At 52.0% G+C, this 17830-nt stretch carries 14 protein-coding genes; 6 read left to right on the forward strand and 8 right to left on the reverse strand.

Annotation, left to right across the window (positions count from 1 at the left end; translation table 11 throughout):
• Positions 1-18: 18 nt before the first annotated feature.
• From F7231_RS11285 to F7231_RS11295, 3 genes are read left to right on the forward strand one after another with little or no spacing between them, the layout of a single operon-like run.
• A complete protein-coding gene (locus F7231_RS11285; RefSeq protein WP_166691964.1) occupies positions 19-606 on the forward strand; it encodes an RNA polymerase sigma factor in 588 nt (195 codons plus the stop codon).
• Positions 590-1954, forward strand: coding sequence for a hypothetical protein (locus F7231_RS11290; RefSeq protein ID WP_166691965.1), 1365 nt, complete (start codon positions 590-592; stop codon positions 1952-1954). The genes F7231_RS11285 and F7231_RS11290 overlap by 17 nt, the downstream gene beginning before the upstream one ends.
• A 41-nt stretch (positions 1955-1995) precedes the next feature.
• On the forward strand, positions 1996-2895 hold the full coding sequence (locus F7231_RS11295; protein ID WP_166691966.1) for a hypothetical protein: 900 nt from the start codon (positions 1996-1998) through the stop codon (positions 2893-2895).
• A gap of 98 nt (positions 2896-2993) precedes the next feature.
• Here the strand turns inward: F7231_RS11295 and pyrF are convergent, their stop codons facing one another.
• A complete protein-coding gene (pyrF, locus tag F7231_RS11300) occupies positions 2994-3815 on the reverse strand; it encodes an orotidine-5'-phosphate decarboxylase (protein ID WP_166691967.1) in 822 nt (273 codons plus the stop codon).
• Positions 3816-3909: 94 nt separating this feature from the next.
• Here pyrF and rfbC point away from each other — a divergent pair, with 94 nt between their 5' ends.
• Positions 3910-4455 carry a dTDP-4-dehydrorhamnose 3,5-epimerase gene (gene rfbC / locus F7231_RS11305; protein ID WP_166691968.1) on the forward strand — a complete coding sequence of 182 codons (546 nt, stop codon included), beginning with the start codon at positions 3910-3912 and terminating at the stop codon, positions 4453-4455.
• Between the two features lie 109 nt (positions 4456-4564).
• On the opposite strand, the gene F7231_RS11310 is transcribed toward rfbC, so the two are convergent.
• From F7231_RS11310 to uvrA, 3 genes are all read right to left on the reverse strand, one after another.
• On the reverse strand, positions 4565-5245 hold the full coding sequence (locus tag F7231_RS11310; protein ID WP_166691969.1) for a type 1 glutamine amidotransferase domain-containing protein: 681 nt from the start codon (positions 5243-5245) through the stop codon (positions 4565-4567).
• A gap of 147 nt (positions 5246-5392) precedes the next feature.
• On the reverse strand, positions 5393-7021 hold the full coding sequence (locus F7231_RS11315; protein ID WP_166691970.1) for an endo-1,4-beta-xylanase: 1629 nt from the start codon (positions 7019-7021) through the stop codon (positions 5393-5395).
• A gap of 342 nt (positions 7022-7363) precedes the next feature.
• On the reverse strand, positions 7364-10360 hold the full coding sequence (gene uvrA / locus F7231_RS11320; RefSeq protein ID WP_229369804.1) for an excinuclease ABC subunit UvrA: 2997 nt from the start codon (positions 10358-10360) through the stop codon (positions 7364-7366).
• A gap of 172 nt (positions 10361-10532) precedes the next feature.
• Between uvrA and F7231_RS11325 the strand changes: the two genes are divergently transcribed.
• Both F7231_RS11325 and F7231_RS11330 read left to right on the forward strand, forming a co-directional pair.
• A complete protein-coding gene (locus tag F7231_RS11325) occupies positions 10533-11156 on the forward strand; it encodes an MgtC/SapB family protein (protein ID WP_085411150.1) in 624 nt (207 codons plus the stop codon).
• A gap of 83 nt (positions 11157-11239) precedes the next feature.
• Positions 11240-11872, forward strand: a complete 633-nt coding sequence (locus F7231_RS11330; protein WP_085411151.1) for a porin family protein — start codon at positions 11240-11242, stop codon at positions 11870-11872.
• A 72-nt stretch (positions 11873-11944) separates the two neighbouring features.
• Here the strand turns inward: F7231_RS11330 and F7231_RS11335 are convergent, their stop codons facing one another.
• From F7231_RS11335 to F7231_RS11350, 4 genes are all read right to left on the reverse strand, one after another.
• Positions 11945-13621: a hypothetical protein gene (locus F7231_RS11335; RefSeq protein WP_085411152.1), complete on the reverse strand. Its 1677-nt coding sequence runs from the start codon at positions 13619-13621 to the stop codon at positions 11945-11947.
• A 61-nt stretch (positions 13622-13682) separates the two neighbouring features.
• Positions 13683-15338 carry a GMC family oxidoreductase gene (locus F7231_RS11340; RefSeq protein WP_166691971.1) on the reverse strand — a complete coding sequence of 552 codons (1656 nt, stop codon included), beginning with the start codon at positions 15336-15338 and terminating at the stop codon, positions 13683-13685.
• 62 nt (positions 15339-15400) lie between these two features.
• On the reverse strand, positions 15401-16900 hold the full coding sequence (gene glpK / locus F7231_RS11345; RefSeq protein ID WP_085411154.1) for a glycerol kinase GlpK: 1500 nt from the start codon (positions 16898-16900) through the stop codon (positions 15401-15403).
• Positions 16901-16925: 25 nt separating this feature from the next.
• Positions 16926-17708, reverse strand: coding sequence for a putative outer membrane beta-barrel protein (locus F7231_RS11350; protein ID WP_166691972.1), 783 nt, complete (start codon positions 17706-17708; stop codon positions 16926-16928).
• Between the last annotated feature and the right edge of the window lie 122 nt (positions 17709-17830).

Consider the following 17830-nt stretch of genomic DNA (forward strand, 5'->3'; position numbering starts at 1 on the left):
CTTAACCGGCTCATTCAGATGGCATTATTTGGCCGTAAGAAATACCCGACCCTGCGCGATCTGGTGCTTGCCTGTCAGCGCGAGGAGGCACAGGCACAGCATGCTTTCTATGAACGCTACAAAAATAGAATGCTGGGGGTTTGCGTACGCTACGCCCGAACGGTAGCCGAAGCAGAAGATATTTTTCAGGAAGCGTTTATCCGCATTTTTCAGCATATCCGGGAGTTAGATAAACCAGAATCGGCCGATAGTTGGGTAAAGTCGATCATTGTGCGAACGGCGATCAACTACTACAATCGGACCACCCGGCCGCAAGAACGATTCAGCACTTATGAAGAAAGCACCGATGAGCTGGTCAGCGACGATTATGACTCAATGATCAACCAGCTTAACCTGGATGCCCTGCTAGCGTTTATCAACCAGTTACCCGACCAGTATCGGCTGGTGGTGAACCTCTATCTGATCGAGGATTACACCCATGCCGACATTGCTACGTTATTGGGCATTCCGGAAGCAACGGTGCGCTCGCAATACAGCCGGGCAAAGCAATTATTAAGCAAACTCAGTCACCAAAACGGCACTAAACGTCATGAATTCTTCGGATGATTCGACCGACAAAGCCCTGAAAGAGCGCTTCCAGCGGGTTTTCAACGACTTTGAGCGAACTCCGTCGAGAGCGCTCAAGAAGCGGATATGGCAGCAATTACCCGTTTCTTCAACCACACGTTCCGGGTACGTTATTCTGGCAGCTCTCCTGCTCCTGCTGATCGTCGGCGTCCTTTACGGACCGGAGCGCGTCCTGCCCCGCCCGATTATTGATGTTCAATTAAAGCGGCCGCTATCCAAGCCACACAACGCGGGTTCACTACAGGCTAAGAGACGGTCAGCCATTCACCACCATCAGGTTGCTGCCGCTGATGGTGCTAGTCTGACCACTAGCCAGCCCGCTAGCTCATCGACCCGATCGACGGTACAGCAAATGATTCGGCCAGACGAATTTCATACAGATGCAACAGCAGCGTTGCCTCGCCAGTACACTCGCTCGGCGGCGCGTAAAGCGCGGTCAAGGCCAACTAGCGGTGATCAGGTGCGGGTATTTTCGGTTGCTGATCAGGCAGTCAACCGCCGACCCATATCTCGTACCGACATGCAGGTGGATCTAGATTCGCCGCTATCAATTTCCGTTCGCGCGTCACCTGAGCCAGCCCGTTACGATAGCGTTTTCGGGCAAGAGGCGCTGGCGAGGTTGCAGCCCGCAGCTATTCGCCCGTTGCGTGTACCCGACTATACCATTACGCGGCAGGTGGTGCAGTTGCCTCAGCAACCAACTGAGGCGACCGCTGAAAGCCACCGGGCATCTTTGCGTTGGCTGGCCAGCGTGTCGCCGTTGAGTACGTTTCAGTTCATGACTATTGTAACCAGGCCAGAAACCTACGTGCAACGGGTTGATGCACCGGCCACTTTTTCGGCACCAACATGGGGCTATCAGGTCAGTGGTGGCGTAATGTGGCGGCAGTTCGCCGTTCAGCTCATGGCTGGTCAGTTGAGGCGCTGGGCCTACTATGACCTGGCAACGAACGAATACCGGATCGAAGCAACGGGACAAAACGAATACCGAATTACCCGTCTGGGCCAGTCGGTGGCCGAAAACAGCTCGTTGACCCTGCTGGGCGCTAGTCTGGCTAAGGAATACACACTGGGTTTGGGTAAACGCCCCGGCCAATATGCCGCTCGTGTGGGTGGTCAGGGAACGTACCTGCCCGCCACCGGGCAAACCCTCTTATGGGGGCAGGCAGCACTAACAACAGCCATACCGTTAAGATCAGCTTATTCAATTCAGGTGGGACCAATGGTTCAGTATGGGTTCAGCCGCCTCTTCAGTGGTGACCGCCAATTGAATATTCACCCGTTTCTGGTTGGCGCGTCGTTCACCATTCGCCCCACTGCTCACTAACTAACTACGTTTGTTTACACTCAACTTATTAACTACCAGCTATGGCTCTCTCGCTTCGTTTCCTCTTTTTTCTGGTGTTTGGCTCCCTCAACGTAGGGCTCCTTTCCTGCAATGATCAGTCGACAATTAATTCACGGCCCGTCGAAAAGACAGTCCTGCTGCCTACTACAATCGAGTGGCATTCCGAAGGTGCGTTGGCGCATTGGGTATACCGATCGCTGTTTGCCTACAATAGCGCGAACCAGCTTCTGTCTGTCCGGGACTCGTTACTTACATCAGGAAACGCGCCTGCCACCCCATGGGTAAGGTTTTCCTACACAGACGATAATCGGTTAAGCACGATCACCCTCAACACAGAACTGTTCGACAATACGTTGCAGCGCTACAGCCAGTCGTCTGGTTTCGACCTAACATATGCAGGAAATACGCTTACCGCTCAGGTTCGGATTGGCAACCAGGCCGTGAAACAGGTCAGTATTTCACTTGATCAGGCAGGGTATCCGGTCAATAGGAGTGTGGCGCTGGGTCGACTTTATCTGGACAGTCAGGGCCATCTGGATTACCTGACCGAATCGAAAAAGAGCCAGGAACGAAACCCAGCTAATTATGTACAGGTGCTTGACCAGCAATATGATCAGTACCAGAATATATTTTCAACCAGCAAAGAATATCAGATACTGGCGGCGTTGATAGCGGCTTCTGACCAAAGCATATACAGCAGACCGTTGTATTTTCTGGACAACCCACTGACCAGCAATAATTTGGCTTTTCAAAAGAGAAAGAGCTGCTCCGTTTCGTTTGGTCAGTTAGACTGTAGCGAGGGCACTATCGTCTACGAAAATCAGCGCGTCAACGAGTTTGGCTTCCCAATCCAGCGAAGCTGTCCATCCGGGCCGATGGGTACGTTTTATTACACGATCAGCTATAGGCAGGTCAGGTAAATTGCTTACACCTGCGTCAACAGCAGCCTACGTACCAGCCGCTCTCAGAACAGTCAGACTGTAGTAGCGGCCTGGTACGTATACGGCTTGAAAGAGCATTAGTTCAGGTACGTTGCCATTTCTTGCTGAATGGCTTTTGCTTCGGCGGCGGCCGCTTCGGCAAAATCAATGCCCGACGAGGCATACAGAATACTTCGTGAGGCATTTACAAGCAATCCACCATCTTTGGTGAGTCCGTTTTTCGATACGTCGGCCAGCGATCCGCCCTGTGCACCAACGCCGGGCACCAATAGGAAATTGTCGGGAGCCAGCTCGCGAATCCGGGCGATCTGATCGGCCTGGGTGGCACCAACCACAAACATCAATTGCTCGTGTGTGGCCCAGGTTTGCGCCTTCTGAATGACCGTTTCAAACAACTCCTGCGTTTCGTTATCCACCAGCTGGCGCTGAAAATCGGCGCTACCGGGGTTACTGGTCAGGGCCAGCAGGATCACCCATTTGCCAGGGTACGCCAGAAAAGGCATGACTGAATCATGGCCCATGTAAGGCGCTACGGTAATAGAATCGAAGTTGAGGCCAGCGGCCGAGGGGTCGAAGAAGGCACGAGCGTACAGGCCAGAGGTATTACCAATATCGCCGCGTTTGGCGTCGGCGATGGTAAAGCAATCCTTGGGAATGTAGTCCAGCGTCTTTTGGAGGCTTTCCCAGCCGCGTGGCCCCTGTGCTTCGTAGAAGGCGATATTAGGTTTGTAGGCAACCGCATAAGGCGCGGTGGCGTCGATAATGGCCTTGTTGAATTCAAAAACCGGGTCAGGTACGTTGGCCAGATGCGGTGGTAGTTTCTGGATATCAGTGTCTAACCCTACACAGAGGTATGATTTCTTTTGCCGGATCTGTGCCGACAGTGCCTGGTAATTCATAGCGTTTGGTGCCAATACCTAAAATGGAAAGGCTCAAAAGTACGAACGTACCGTAGAGAAGTCTATTTTTGTACTGTCTACCAGAAATTCAACTATGCAAGTACGCCAAACAGCCATCGAGGGCCTGATCGAGTTGATTCCCCGTATTTTCGAAGATGAACGCGGCCATTTTTTCGAGTCGTACAACAAGCCGCTCTTTGCTTCGCTGGGCTTACCCTTCGATTTTGTGCAGGATAACCAGTCGTTTTCGACTAAAGGAGTACTTCGCGGTTTGCATTTTCAGAATGAGCCCTTTGCGCAGGGCAAGCTGGTTCGCGTAATAACCGGGCAGGTGCTCGACGTGGCCGTTGACTGCCGCCCGGAGTCGCCCACGTTCGGTCAGTACGAAACGTTCCTGCTCGATGCCAAACTGGCTAATATGGCCTGGATTCCCGAAGGATTTGCCCACGGATTTGTGGCTCTGGAAGACAGCATTTTCAGCTACAAGTGCACTAATGTGTATAACAAACAGGCCGAAGGCGGTATTCGTTGGGACGATCCTGACCTGAACATCAACTGGGGCATCGAGAATCCGAACGTATCCGATAAAGACCAGATTCTCCCCACGTTTCGGGCTATTTTCCCGCATGTAGTTATTTAGTCTTGATAGTCGGATAAAAAATAGTCCTGAGTCTGGAAGGTCGTATTAGCGTTGACTTTCCAGACTCAGGACTATTTTTTATCCGACTACCAGGACCCTGTTTTCAGACCTACTTCTCAAACATCTCTTCCACTACTTTGCGGCCTACTTTGCGGGCTGAAAGGGGGTTCTGGCCGGTTACCAGCCGCTCATCTACTTCAAGGTGAGGTACGTAGGGAATCAGCGATTTACTGTAAATGGCACCGCGCTCTTTCAGGGCGTCTTCCAACAGAAAAGGCACCTCTTCGGCCAGCCTGGCAATTTTTTCCTCCATGTTGGAGAAGCCCGTTACCTGTTTGTTTTTCAGGAAAGACGTGCCGTCAGACAAGGTCACGTTGAGCAAACCGGCTACGCCGTGGCAGACAGCCGCTATCATACCGCCGTTTTCGTAGATGTAGCGGGTAGTAGCCTGCAACGTTGTGTCGTTGGGGAAATCCCACATAGTGCCGTGCCCGCCGGTGAAATAAATGATCTGATAATCGGCCGGGTTAATCTGGTCGGGGCGCAACGAATTGGCTAGTTTTTCCTGAAAAACCGGATTGTGCATCCATTTTTCGTTGGTCGTATCCCGTGATTCAACGCTCCGCTGATCGAGCGGTATGGGTCCGCCCTTGGGGCTTACGAAGTCGAACTGAATGTTGCGATCCTGCAATTCATCGTAGAAGTGCGTGGCTTCGCTGAGCCAAAGCCCCGTTTTCTGCGGCTTCGTGGGGTAATCAGTATGGCTGGTGCAAACAATCAGGGCTTTCATAGAAATACAGCTTAAACGCAAGTAAAGCAGGGTAGGCGTTTCAAGCAACTACTGGCTGTAAGCCATTGCTATCGACACACTACCCCTCAAAGCTATATCAAATGCGTTTAATCTAAACAGCAGCTGTACAACTACCCGCTAAACTAATTACAGTCCCGACCTCAATGCGTTCAGCACGGCATCGTACGCTTTCTTTTTGGTACCGGCCGGATTGTAGATGAGCGGGTAATCCGCCCCGTTTCTGTATCGCCAGCTTTGGTTATCCAGCACACCCCAGATAGTTAACCCGTACCGTTGCGCCTTGGGTACGTTGCGCATGTAGGACGTGACGATGTAGTTGTACATATCAGCCTGAGCGTTTTCCAATGCTTCCGTGAAGAGCAGCGTGGTTGCATTGTTGGTGTTTACGCCCAGATCCAGTTCAGAGACGTGAACCAGCAGACCAGTAGCCGCCAGTTTTCTAAAATGGGTATCTATCTGGTCTCTATTCGTCGTCAGGCTAACATGCATCTGGGTACCTATTCCGTCTACTTTGGCGCCTTTGCTTCTAATTTCGGCCACATACGCAATCAGTGAATCGAGTTTGGCGGTAGAAGACTCAAGGTTGTACTCGTTGATGAACAACTTGGCGGCCGGATCGGCCTCAGCGGCGTACTTGAAGGCTTTCACCCCGAAATCACGACCCAAGTAGTCGCTCCACACAAAAATATCATTAGCGGTAGCATTGGCCGTATTGGTACTGTTTCGGATAGCACCGGCGGGTCCATCGGCAAACATCTCGTTGATCACGTCCCAACCACGCACTTTTCCTTTAAAATGACCCGCAATCTGCTGAATCGTCGTTTTTAGCAGGCTATCCACTTTTACGTAATTGTTGGTCGGGCCGCCAGCCGTGACCAGTTCATTAACACTCACATCATCAATGTAGTAGGTATTGCTGTTACGGCCCATATCAAACACAATTCGGGTTTGCGCTTCATTGGCGGTAATCAGCCAGGTCACCCGTTGCCAGGCGGTGCCGATGGTCTGATCGGCCTGATACAACGGCGTTGGTTGCGTAGACAGCCGTATCGAACCATTGGCTTCAGCTGCTTTCACCCAATAGCTAACCTGATATTGCTTGCCCACCGTAAGCGGAATAGGGTCAGTAGCCACCTGCACCCGCCATTGCTCTGTTGCGTAGGCCGTGGGATTTACTACTTTCATAGCGCTGGTACCTGACCGGACCTCTGTAGTCCCTGCCCCTACCGTTACGCTGGCGGTGCCTGCGGGGTTACCGGTATTCAGCACTGTGAAATTGGCGAAAGTGCCGGCAGCGTTCCTGGTTTCAAAACCGGGGTTCTGGACCAGGTTGGTGGCGCTCGGCGTAGCCGAACTCAAAATGCTTCTATAGTAAGTTCCTTGTGCCTGTGAGTGCCAGGCTAACACATGCCCGTGAACCTGTATGTTGGCTGCTTGTGCAGCAGCTAACATAGCGTCTGCTGTGGCAAAATTATAGCTCCCTGAACTAGTTACGAGGGCATTATTTTTCATCTCGTTTTCAAACGTGATGCCGTTGAAATCCCGACTGATTAGGCTAGAAGATATAGCATTGGTCAGAAAAGCGCCATTACTTGCCGCTACAGCAATTGGAAAGGTAGCTACCGACTTTAGCGGAACACTCCCCTCTACTACGGGCGGTGTCGGTGTGGGCGTAGTGCCACCGCTATCAGTGTCTTTTTTACAGGCGGACACGACTACTACTAGCAATCCGAGTCCCAATAGTGTTTTTTTCATAAATAAAGTTTATGGTTTATTAAACGCATTTTTTGATTTTTCGAACAGAACATACTAGTCTATCCAAGATAAATCATATACCATATGAACTATCTCTACAGAAGTACCCTATTTCGTCAAAATAGTACATCAATCAGTAAAGAAATGAAGACGCATGCTCCAACGGGTGAACTGCGCAGTCTCCCCTGACAATTAACGCCTGGAAAGTGGGGCATAAAAAAACGTGCGTTAGCAACTCAATAGGTTGCTAACGCACGTAAAAAAGAAGCACTTATTAATTGAAGCTGAGTGCAGAGAGCAGGCCTAAGCCGGTCAAGACAGCGCTCCTGGTACGAGCAGCTATTACAGTTTCCCTTTCAGGAAATCGGCCGTATAGCTCACGCCTTCTTCCAGGTTAACCATCTGCTCAGGTGTACCCGCGAAGGTGACGTACCCACCGGCATCGCCGCCTTCTTTACCCAGATCGATAATATGGTCGGCCGATTTGATCACTTCCATGTTGTGCTCGATGACAATCACCGAGTCGCCCTGATCGACCAGCGCGTTGATGGCTTTCAGCAGCTTACGAATGTCGTGAAAGTGCAAGCCCGTGGTGGGTTCATCGAAGATAAACAGGGTTTGCCCCTTGTTGGGATTACCCTTACCCAGGAACGACGCCAGTTTTACCCGTTGCGCTTCGCCACCCGACAGCGTATTGGCCGATTGGCCCAGCCCGATATACCCCAGACCAACTTCCTGCAACGGCATCAGCTTATCGGCCATTTTTGGCTCCACCTTGCGGAAGAAGTCAATAGCTTCGTCGACGGTCATGTTCAGCATCTCCGACACGTTTTTCTCGGCCAGGGTTACCTCCAGCACCTCCTGCTTGAAGCGTTGGCCGTTGCAGCCTTCGCACTTCAGATAAATGTCGGCCATGAACTGCATCTCTACCTTCACTTCGCCTTCGCCCTGGCACACCTCGCACCGGCCACCATCTACGTTAAATGAGAAGTGGCTGGGCTTGTACCCGCGCGCCTTCGATACAGGCTGATCGGCCATGACCTGCCGCAGGTAATCATACGCTTTGATGTAGGTGACCGGGTTCGATCGGCTCGATTTACCGATCGGGTTCTGATCGATCATCTCGATGGACGAAATTCGGTCGACGGAGCCTTTCAAATCGGAAAACTTACCGGCCTCTTCGCCACCCTCGCCTTTCAGCCGGGCCAAGGCCGGGTACAGCACCTTACGAATCAGGGTCGATTTGCCTGAACCCGACACGCCTGTTACAACGGTGAGCGTATTGAGCGGAAACCGCGCATCTACATCTTTCAGATTGTGTTCCCTTGCGCCTTTCAGGTCAATCCAGTGTGTTGGTATGCGCCGGTAGGTAGGCACGGCCACTACTTCACGCCCCGTCAGGAAATCGAGCGTATGGGAAGGGAAGGACGAGTGCAGAATAGAGAATGGCTCGGCACCTTCACCTTTATATGCCGCGGAGCCACTGTCAATCCTTACCTCTTCATTCTTGATTTCATCCCACGTGCCCTGGAACACCAGATGACCACCGCCCGAACCAGCTTCGGGACCGATGTCGATAATCTGATCAGCGGCACGCATCACCTCTTCTTCGTGTTCAACCACAATGACGGTGTTACCCATATCGCGCAGCGTTTCCAGCACACTGACCAGCCGCTGGGTATCGCGTGGATGAAGACCAATGCTTGGTTCATCGAGAATATACATGGAACCAACCAGCGCAGAGCCTAACGACGTTGCTAGCTTGATGCGCTGATACTCGCCACCCGACAGGCTGTTGGTGAGGCGGTTGAGCGTCAGATAACCCAGACCGACACGCTCCATGTAGTCGAGGCGGTTTTGTATCTCGATCAGAATTCGGTCGGCCACACGGCGTTGGGCGGCGGGGATATCGATGGTGCGGAAGAAAGCGGCTGAGTCGGCAATGGGCATCAGCACCAGATCGGTAATCGACTTACCGGCCACTTTCACAAAGCTGGCATCGCGGCGCAGTCGTGAACCCCGGCATTCGGGACAGGTGGTTTTACCCCGGTACCGCGACAGCATCACCCGGTATTGTACTTTGAATGTCTGACTTTCGACAAAGGCGAAGAAGTTGTTCAGACCGCTGAAATATTTGTTACCCGTCCAGAGCAGTTCCTTCTGCTCGGGCGTCAGTTCTTTGTAAGGGCGATGAATCGGGAAGTCGAACCGGATGCCGTTACGCAGCAGCGGCTTCATGTACTCTTCGCTCATCTTCTCGCTGCGCCAGGGTGCAATAGCCCCTTCAAACAACGACAGGTTTTTGTCGGGAATGACCAGATCAGGATCGATACCCAGCACCTTGCCGAAGCCATCGCACCGGCGGCAGGCGCCGTAAGGGTTGTTGAACGTAAACAGGTTCACGCTCGGCTCCTCAAACGCGATACCGTCAAGCTCGAACCGATCAGAGAACACCCGCGATTGGCCAGCCACAGTGTCGCCCGCCACAATTTCGACCCGGCACGAGCCGTCGCTTTCGCTGAAGGCCGTTTGTACCGAGTCGGAGAATCGGTACTGCGTGTCTTCGTCGGGTTCACCTTTGTCGTCAAACTGCACCGTACCCCGGTCAATCAGGATTTCGAGCGTAGTGTCCTGACCAGGCAGCAGCGAACGAACCAAATCACCTTTCTGCCCCGCCTCGGCCAGTTTAGCGGCTTCGTCGAGCAGGTCTTCCATCTGAAACACCGTCCCATCGGCTACCAGTCGGGTATAGCCTTTCTGAAGCAGGATATTCAGTTCGTCGCCCACCGTGCGGCCTTCACGAATGTAGAGCGGCGCCATCACCATCACGCGCGTTCCTTCGGGCTGGGCGAAGATGAAGCTGACCACGTCGGTCACCGTATCTTTCTTTACCTCATTCCCTGACACCGGCGAGTAGGTACGTCCCACCCGGGCAAAGAGCAATTTCAGGTAATCATAAATCTCCGTCGACGTACCCACCGTTGACCGGGGATTACGCGAGGTTACTTTCTGCTCAATGGCAATGGCGGGCGATACGCCTTTGATGTATTCCACCTCCGGCTTTTCCATCCGGCCTAAAAACTGCCGGGCGTAGCTGCTCAGACTCTCGACGTACATACGCTGCCCCTCGGCAAATAACGTATCGAACGCCAGCGACGACTTGCCCGAGCCCGACAAACCGGTTACCACCACCAGTTTGTTGCGTGGGATGGCCACATCAATATTCTTGAGATTATGTACCTTCGCCCCCTTAATAATGATGAACTGTTTGGGGTCGAGGTGGTCGACCGACCCGTTTGACATATCGGTCATAACGTCGGTTTCGGCGGGTTGAATCATGCGTTGAATTAGCGTTACCTTATCTAATTTTCAACGGAAAACAGCGGCACTACGTTCAGTAAAATCAGTTTACAGTTTGCTGTTTACCGTTTTCTGTTGCGCTGCTTATCGTAGAGACGGTCAGTGATCGATCCAACGGAAATATGCGAACAGCTACTTGTAAACTCACTCTATGATCATTCATCAGGAAGATATTATCCGGTTGGCGCTGGCCCTTGTTTTGGGCGGATTGATTGGCGCTGAGCGTGAGTATCGCTCTAAGGCGGCTGGCTTTCGTACCACCATCATGATCTGCGTGGGTGCTACGCTGTTTACGATGATCTCATTACGTATTGGTGACGACCGCATTGCGGCGAATATTGTCAACGGCATAGGTTTCCTGGGCGCAGGGCTCATTTACAAGGAAGAGAACCGGGTAAAGGGACTTACCAGCGCCGCTACTGTATGGGCGGTTTCAGCCCTTGGCATGAGCATTGGCGGGGGCTACTACGATATTGCGCTGGTTGGTTTCGCCATGATCATGGGTTCATTGCTTTTTCTGGCTAAGCTATCGTACCGCATTACCCGCCTTAACCAGACCCGCGAATACAAAGTGGTGACCACTTACAAGAACAAGACGTTGAACCAATATGAGCGGGCTTTTATTGAATGCGGGCTGTCGCCACGGCGAGGGCCTCAACAGCGTATAGGCAATGAGATTATTGGTCGCTGGAAGGTTTCGGGGCCTGAACAGGCGCACGAGAAATGCATCAAGCGATTACTCAACGATTCTGACGTAAAGGAGTTTGTGTTTTAACAGGCCCTTCACGCGAAAGCAACCCGTTATATCGTTATTTACACTGACTTTTTGTTGTGACACTACCGCTACGGCGGATTACTATGAGACAGATACATCGTTTTTTGTTTTTAGTTGCTCTATTGAGCAGCAGCGTCGCCTTCGGGCAGATTACCGAAGACCCCGAAGAGCGCCGCGATCAGGGACAGGCTCCCTTGAAATCACAAACGCCGGAAGGCAACCCACTACCATTTAAAGATCGCATTCGGTTCGGCGGCGGCATCTCAGGGCTGAGTTTTGGTAATCCATTTAGCATTGGCCTCTCACCGGTTGTTGCCTATCAGGTCTCTGAGCATTTTGTGGCTGGTCTCGGTGTAGGGTACACTTATAGCTCAGGCTACAGAGATTTCAATAACGCAAAAATTGACGGTACCCTTAATCAGTACTCAGGCCGCGTTTTTGGTATGTATGAAATTTTGCCTGCTATCATACCGAACATCTACGCTCACGTTGAACTCGACCAGCGGTCATACAGTACCAAAGGCCAGCTTTCGGTAGGCGGCCTCACTACCGGCTCTTCGACCGCAACCTGGCTTGGCGCTACATATTCACAGCCTATTGGGCGGTTGTTCTCAGCCAACTTATCAGCGCTGTATAACGTAAGCTATTCGAGTTCGCTCAACGACCAAATTCTGTATGGAAGTAGTCCATTCACCATTCGGATTTTGTTCTTCTAAATAGGTCGTGCGCATCAGGCAGAAAGCCACTCCGTTTGGAGTGGCTTTCTGCGTTTATGAGCGTACACTCGCTTAGTTGATGGGCAGTTGAAGTTGAGTTTGCGTCAATGTGGCTTGCCAGCCGTTTGCTGCGTAACGTACCCAGCCAATACGATACGTACCCGGTTTCAACATAACGGGAAGCACAAACGACTTCACGCCTTTATCGGCTAGCCAGGGCTTCATAATCGGTTTAGGCATGCGCTGGGCGGGCAGTACGTACCTGTTAGTCTCGGATTGCAGATACAGAAAGTTGGGCGTCGGTATGGCGGTCTGTTCCAGGAATAATGCATCTGTGTTCAGGTAACTCAGCAGGCGACTCTCCGTTACAAAAACCGTGGTTGAATCCAGAACCGGGCTAGCTTGCAGAGCCGTTTCGACACCCCGAATTTCGGGCAGGTCGGGCACCTGGTAGATTCCCTGCTTCATGGCCTGCTCCCAGCCTTTCTGCCAATAAGGATCCCGTCCGAATAGCTGACTCATCACCGAATACCGATACTGCTTCAGCGCCATTCCCTCGGCGACCTGCCGGTTATAGCGGTCGGCTAACTGAGGACCGTAATAGAGCCAGGCATTGAGCCAGAACCACGCGGCTACGCCAATGCCCAGCCAGGCGACTATCAGTCTAGCCCCGCCCGTTAGTTGCATAACCAGCAGTCCGTACAGGACAATCAGGCACCAGACAGCATACAGTTGATACCGATCAATGATCATCAGGCTGCCATCGCTCCGTACCAGCGCCGCCGCCACGCCTGATCCCAGTAGCACCAAACCTATGCCTAGTAACGGGATGATTGCCGGGGAAATGGGCCGGTTCATCGTCAGGAACAGACGTACCCAACTACCAATGATAACGAGTAAGACTACCGCGCCAAGCCCTAAAACGAGCCATTGACCGGGCAGGAGCAGCCAACGGCGCTGATCGAAATACACGGCACTTCCCATAAAGCTGACGATGCTTTTCACCACCCAACCTGGATGCCTGGCCACGGCCGCCAACGAGCCTTTAGCAACGAAGTTATAGTTGACCCCAAAATATAGCCCGATGAGCACCAACCCGGTTACGATCCAGATCAGCGACCACCGCCACTGCCGGCTCAGTAGTAGCAGAACGACTACGGCAATCCAGAGAAAAAGCCCATTGCTGTTTGAGTACAAGACCAGCCCGCCAAGTGCCAGTGCCCCAACCTGAGCCGATCGGGCGGGCCGGGTAATCAGGCGAAAGACAAGAAACATCAGTAGCAGCGTCAGGGTATGCTGCAACAGGCATAGCACCCACCACACATCTTCCTGATACGACGGTTGAAACAGCAACAGCGCCACCGGTAACACCAACCACGCCGCTACCCCTGCCTGTCGAAACAGGCGATATACCTGCCAAAGCAGACACGCCACGCTCAAGCTACCCAGTAAGGTTAGTGTGCGGTAGTTAACCTGGTCTTCCAGCCAATAATCACCCAGCACGATCAGCCGCGACAGCAAAATCCGGTGGTCGTTGTGCTGTTCTACCAGTAACCGCAGTTGTTCGGCAAACGGCGTTCCTTCGGTGAATATCCGTCGAATGCTATCGATGTAGAGAAAATCATCAACCTGGGGTACGTTGATGGCATACCGTATAATGGCGGTATAAAAGACAGTTGCCAGCAGCAAGATGATACAGGCAACCCACCAATCAGCTGGGCGGGTGGGGCGTAAACTGGAAACTGACATGCACGAAAAGAGAACTTTATAGTCCCAAAAGTAGAGAAATTCGCTCCGTATCAGCCCTTTTCTAGACTGTTGTAGTCTGTAGGGTGGCCGTTTTTTGTATTGAGCGGCCCAAAATCAGATCAGCGGCCCGCTCAGCGATCATAATAACCGGCGCGTTTGTATTGCCCGAAACGATAGCGGGCATAATCGAGGCATCGACAACTCGCAGCCCGTCGATTCCCCGCACGCGGAGTTGATCATCCACAACGGCATCGGCATCATGTCCCATTCGGCACGTACCTACCGGGTGATACACCGTTTCGACTATTTTGCGAACATGGGCCATCAATTCCTCATCCGAGGCTCCCTCGGCCGGCATCAGGGCCCGCTCATACCAAGGAGAAAAAGCAGCCGACCGGTTCAGTTTCATCGCCAGTTTGGTTCCCGCCAGCAGCAGGTTCCGGTCTTTCTCCGTCGACATAAAATTCGGCTGAATAACTGGGGCATCCAGTGGGTTAGCCGACCGCAGACCAACGTACCCACGGCTTGTAGGCTGTAGTAAAGTGGGCAGTATAGACCAGCCATCTGCGTTGGTTGGAAAGGTGCTGGAGTCGTAAAAATCTGCCTTGTAATCGTCACCAATATGGATGGGCGCGAAGTGCAATTGCAGATCAGGCTGAGCCAGCGTCTCTGACGTACGCACAAACGCCGTAGCTTCCAGCGGGCTAATGGTAAACGGGCCTTTTTGTGCCGTCAGGTACTGCCACAGTCCTTTCAACTGATTAGCCGGTTTCAGCCAATGATTTGTGCCTACCAGCTGATTCGTCATGGCACTAACACCGACAAATAGATGATCCTGCAAGTTTTGACCAACGCCCGCCAACGCCAGTTTCACGTCGATATTATGGCGGCGTAGCTCATCTGTTGGACCAATTCCGGAAACCATCAGCAGTTGCGGCGAATTGAACGACCCCGCCGCCAAAATCACCTCCCGACGCGCCATTACAGTCTCGGTCTGGTTTTTCCCGGTTGTTAGTGCTACGCCAACAGCCCGGCCATCGTTCACCAGAATTCGTTGCGTGTGTGCCTGCGTCCGAACGGTTAGGGTAGACCGGTTGATAACTGGCTTTAGAAAGGCAGCGGCTGTACTGTGCCGTTTCCCATTTTTGATTGTAAACTGAAATAGGCCCGCTCCTTCCTGCTCCGCACCATTTATGTCCTGATTCGCCCGAATGCCCTGTTGTTGGCAGGCGGCTACAAAGGCGTCGGCCAGTGGTGTCCTGAACCGCGTTGCATACGTGACATTGAGTGGACCATCGCCCCCGTGGTAGTGCGCGTCAAGCTGATCCAGTTGTTCGTTACACTCCGAACGTTTGAAATACGGCAGAATCGTTTCGTAATCCCAACCAGCGTTACCCAGCGCAGCCCAACTATCGTAGTCGGCTCGGTTGCCCCGCACATAGGCCATAGCATTCGTTGAGCTACTCCCACCCAAAGTTTTTCCTCGAGGCAGGTAGATCCGTCGGCCATCTACGTGCTCCTGCGGCTCGGTCGAGTAAGCCCAGTCAACTGTGGTGCGGTTGAGTTTGGAATAGGCGGCAGGTACGTGAATCTCCAGTTTTTTATCGGGTGCTCCCGCCTCCAGTAAGAGTACGGAAACGCCCGGTTCGGCCGACAACCGATTCGCCAGCACACAGCCTGCCGACCCTGCGCCAACAATTATATAATCGAATGACATAGACGATCCTACTTTTTAGACTAAATCATCTCAATTTAGTCTAAAAAGTAGGATTTTTCGTACTAGTTCGCCCAATCGAATGACCGCTCGATGGCTTTCTTCCAGTGATGCAGCAGATCAGTCCGCTTCTCTTCTGGCATTGATGGGGTAAACGTGGCTTCGACGCCCCAGTTCGCTTTCAGCTCGTCGATCGATGCCCAGTATCCAACCGCTAACCCAGCGGCATAGGCGGCTCCAATAGCCGTAGTCTCAGTTACCCGCGGCCGAATAACAGGTACGTTATTTATATCAGCCTGAAATTGCATTAGCAGGTCGTTGACCACCATACCGCCATCAACGCGCAGTGTTTTCAGAGCGATTTCGGCATCTTCCTGCATAGCCTGCAATACATCATATGTTTGAAAAGCCGTGGCTTCAAGGGCAGCCCGGGCAATATGGTTCTTGGTTACGAAGCGGGTTAAACCCGCCATAATGCCCCGGGCGTCGGTGCGCCAGTACGGCGCATAAAGACCCGAAAAAGCAGGAACGATGTAGGTGCCACCGTTGTCTTCCACCTGTTCGGCCAGCGTTTGTACTTCACCGCTTGTTTTAATAATGCCCAGGTTATCTCTCAGCCACTGCACCAACGCTCCGGCAATTGCTACGCTGCCTTCCAGGGCGTAATGAGGCGGCTCGTTGCCAAACTGATAGGCCACGGTAGTCAGCAAGCCACACGTCGACGGCCGGATTTTTGTGCCAGTGTTCATCAATAAGAAACAACCAGTTCCATACGTATTCTTTGCCTGACCAGGTTCGAAACAAGTTTGGCCTACCAAAGCCGCCTGCTGATCGCCCAGCACACCGGTAATGGGCACGCCCGGGATCACCTCAGACGTGATGGTACCAAACATGCCACTGCTAGGACGTATGTCTGGCAACATAGCCCGTGGAATGGTCAACGTGTTCAGCATGTCATCGTCCCAGTCTAGGGTCTGTAAGTCCATGAGTTGAGTACGGCTGGCGTTTGTAACATCGGTTACGTGCTCGCCGCCATGTGGGCCGCCTGTAAGATGCCAAATCAGGAAACTATCGATTGTACCGAACAAGGCTATTCCCCGTTCAGCATCATCACGCAGGCCAGGTACGTTATCCAACAGCCATCCGAGCTTAAGCGCACTAAAGTAAGTGGCTAACGGGAGCCCTGTTTTGGCCCGAAACCGATCGGCGCCACCTTCCTGTGCGAGTTCAGCCACTACGGATTCTGTGCGTACATCCTGCCAGACAATGGCGTTGTAATACGGTTTACCCGTTTTGCGATTCCAGACAACTGTTGTTTCTCGCTGATTGGTAATACCCACGGCTTCGATATCACGCGTTGTTAACCGAAGCTGAATACGCGCCTTTGCAATTACTTCCAGCGTATTTTGCCAGATTTCTTCCGGATCATGTTCTACCCAGCCTGGTTTGGGGTATATCTGTTCGTGTTCTTTTTGAGCAACGGAGTGAATATTTCCCTGCTTGTCTACGATTATACATCGGGTACTGGTAGTACCCTGATCAATTGCTGCAATAAACGAGGCCATTCTGTTGTGTTTAGGAATAGGGACTTTACAACTTATAGAGAAGCTGTAAAGTAAACAGAAAATACCCGTCGTTTTTCAATGGATTCCCCCGCACTTCGCCCACTGGATTGGGCGGTAGATTTTCAGCAATCCGTTTGTCAGCCAACTGCTTTTCCAGGTCTGTGGCCCCTGTCTTATTAGAATATCGATCACTCACATCATCTAAGTAATCGCTTAGCACATGTGTGTATCTTCCTTCTATACGTAACAAAAAGGACTCACTCAACACCATAGGGAACCCAACCCCATAGCTGACTTGTCCGGCCCACAAATTGTATTTATTCCCTTCCGTTTGAAAATCTGGCAGTGAGTAAGTATCGGAGTTGAGCGTTGTAGTGGGTGATAGTTTAGTGGCACCAATGCCAAAGAAAAGATATACGACATTACGCTGATTGCCATCCACTGACAACATGTCCCACTCGGCACGCAGGTTAGTAGAAAAGTTAGTGGTAGCAAAAGTCAGAGCATTAGCCGCATTTTTGGTAAATCGCTGATCAGCGCGTAAGTGGTAAGCACCTGCCTGACCCGACACACTCCATCGATCAGTAAACCGGTGACGGATATTACCTTCAATTCCCCAGCTCAATTGAAGGTGCTTAAAGTTGTAGCGCTCGCTCAGATCGCCGTTATACCGACTCGTTGATAAATTGACGCCGATGAAGGTGTCCCCATCCCGCTCATCCCATCCTGAATTGAAACGACTTTGAGCGCTGATCACACCGGTAGTCCAGAAATACAGTAGCCAAAATATATATAAGTTCTTCATCATAAACGAGTTTCATTATCCGCCTACAATGTATTTCATCTTTTTTTTACTACGAAACGATCAGTTACTTTCTTGCTGATTAGTTTATAATACGTACTAGTTACCTAGTTCCTCTAGCACTTCCA

It is taken from the genome of Fibrivirga algicola (assembly GCF_011742925.1).
GTDB lineage: Bacteria > Bacteroidota > Bacteroidia > Cytophagales > Spirosomataceae > Fibrella > Fibrella algicola.

Bases quoted from the DNA above. Each gene is read 5' to 3' on its own strand.
- F7231_RS11330 (WP_085411151.1), top strand. From the start codon at position 11,240: ATGAGACAGATACATCGTTTTTTGTTTTTAGTTGCTCTATTGAGCAGC.
- F7231_RS11295 (WP_166691966.1), top strand. From the start codon at position 1,996: ATGGCTCTCTCGCTTCGTTTCCTCTTTTTTCTGGTGTTTGGCTCCCTC.
- F7231_RS11285 (WP_166691964.1), top strand. From the start codon at position 19: ATGGCATTATTTGGCCGTAAGAAATACCCGACCCTGCGCGATCTGGTG.
- F7231_RS11350 (WP_166691972.1), bottom strand. From the start codon at position 17,708: ATGATGAAGAACTTATATATATTTTGGCTACTGTATTTCTGGACTACC.
- glpK (WP_085411154.1), bottom strand. From the start codon at position 16,900: ATGGCCTCGTTTATTGCAGCAATTGATCAGGGTACTACCAGTACCCGA.
- rfbC (WP_166691968.1), top strand. From the start codon at position 3,910: ATGCAAGTACGCCAAACAGCCATCGAGGGCCTGATCGAGTTGATTCCC.
- uvrA (WP_229369804.1), bottom strand. From the start codon at position 10,360: ATGATTCAACCCGCCGAAACCGACGTTATGACCGATATGTCAAACGGG.
- pyrF (WP_166691967.1), bottom strand. From the start codon at position 3,815: ATGAATTACCAGGCACTGTCGGCACAGATCCGGCAAAAGAAATCATAC.
- F7231_RS11335 (WP_085411152.1), bottom strand. From the start codon at position 13,621: ATGTCAGTTTCCAGTTTACGCCCCACCCGCCCAGCTGATTGGTGGGTT.
- F7231_RS11290 (WP_166691965.1), top strand. From the start codon at position 590: ATGAATTCTTCGGATGATTCGACCGACAAAGCCCTGAAAGAGCGCTTC.
- F7231_RS11310 (WP_166691969.1), bottom strand. From the start codon at position 5,245: ATGAAAGCCCTGATTGTTTGCACCAGCCATACTGATTACCCCACGAAG.
- F7231_RS11315 (WP_166691970.1), bottom strand. From the start codon at position 7,021: ATGAAAAAAACACTATTGGGACTCGGATTGCTAGTAGTAGTCGTGTCC.
- F7231_RS11325 (WP_085411150.1), top strand. From the start codon at position 10,533: ATGATCATTCATCAGGAAGATATTATCCGGTTGGCGCTGGCCCTTGTT.
- F7231_RS11340 (WP_166691971.1), bottom strand. From the start codon at position 15,338: ATGTCATTCGATTATATAATTGTTGGCGCAGGGTCGGCAGGCTGTGTG.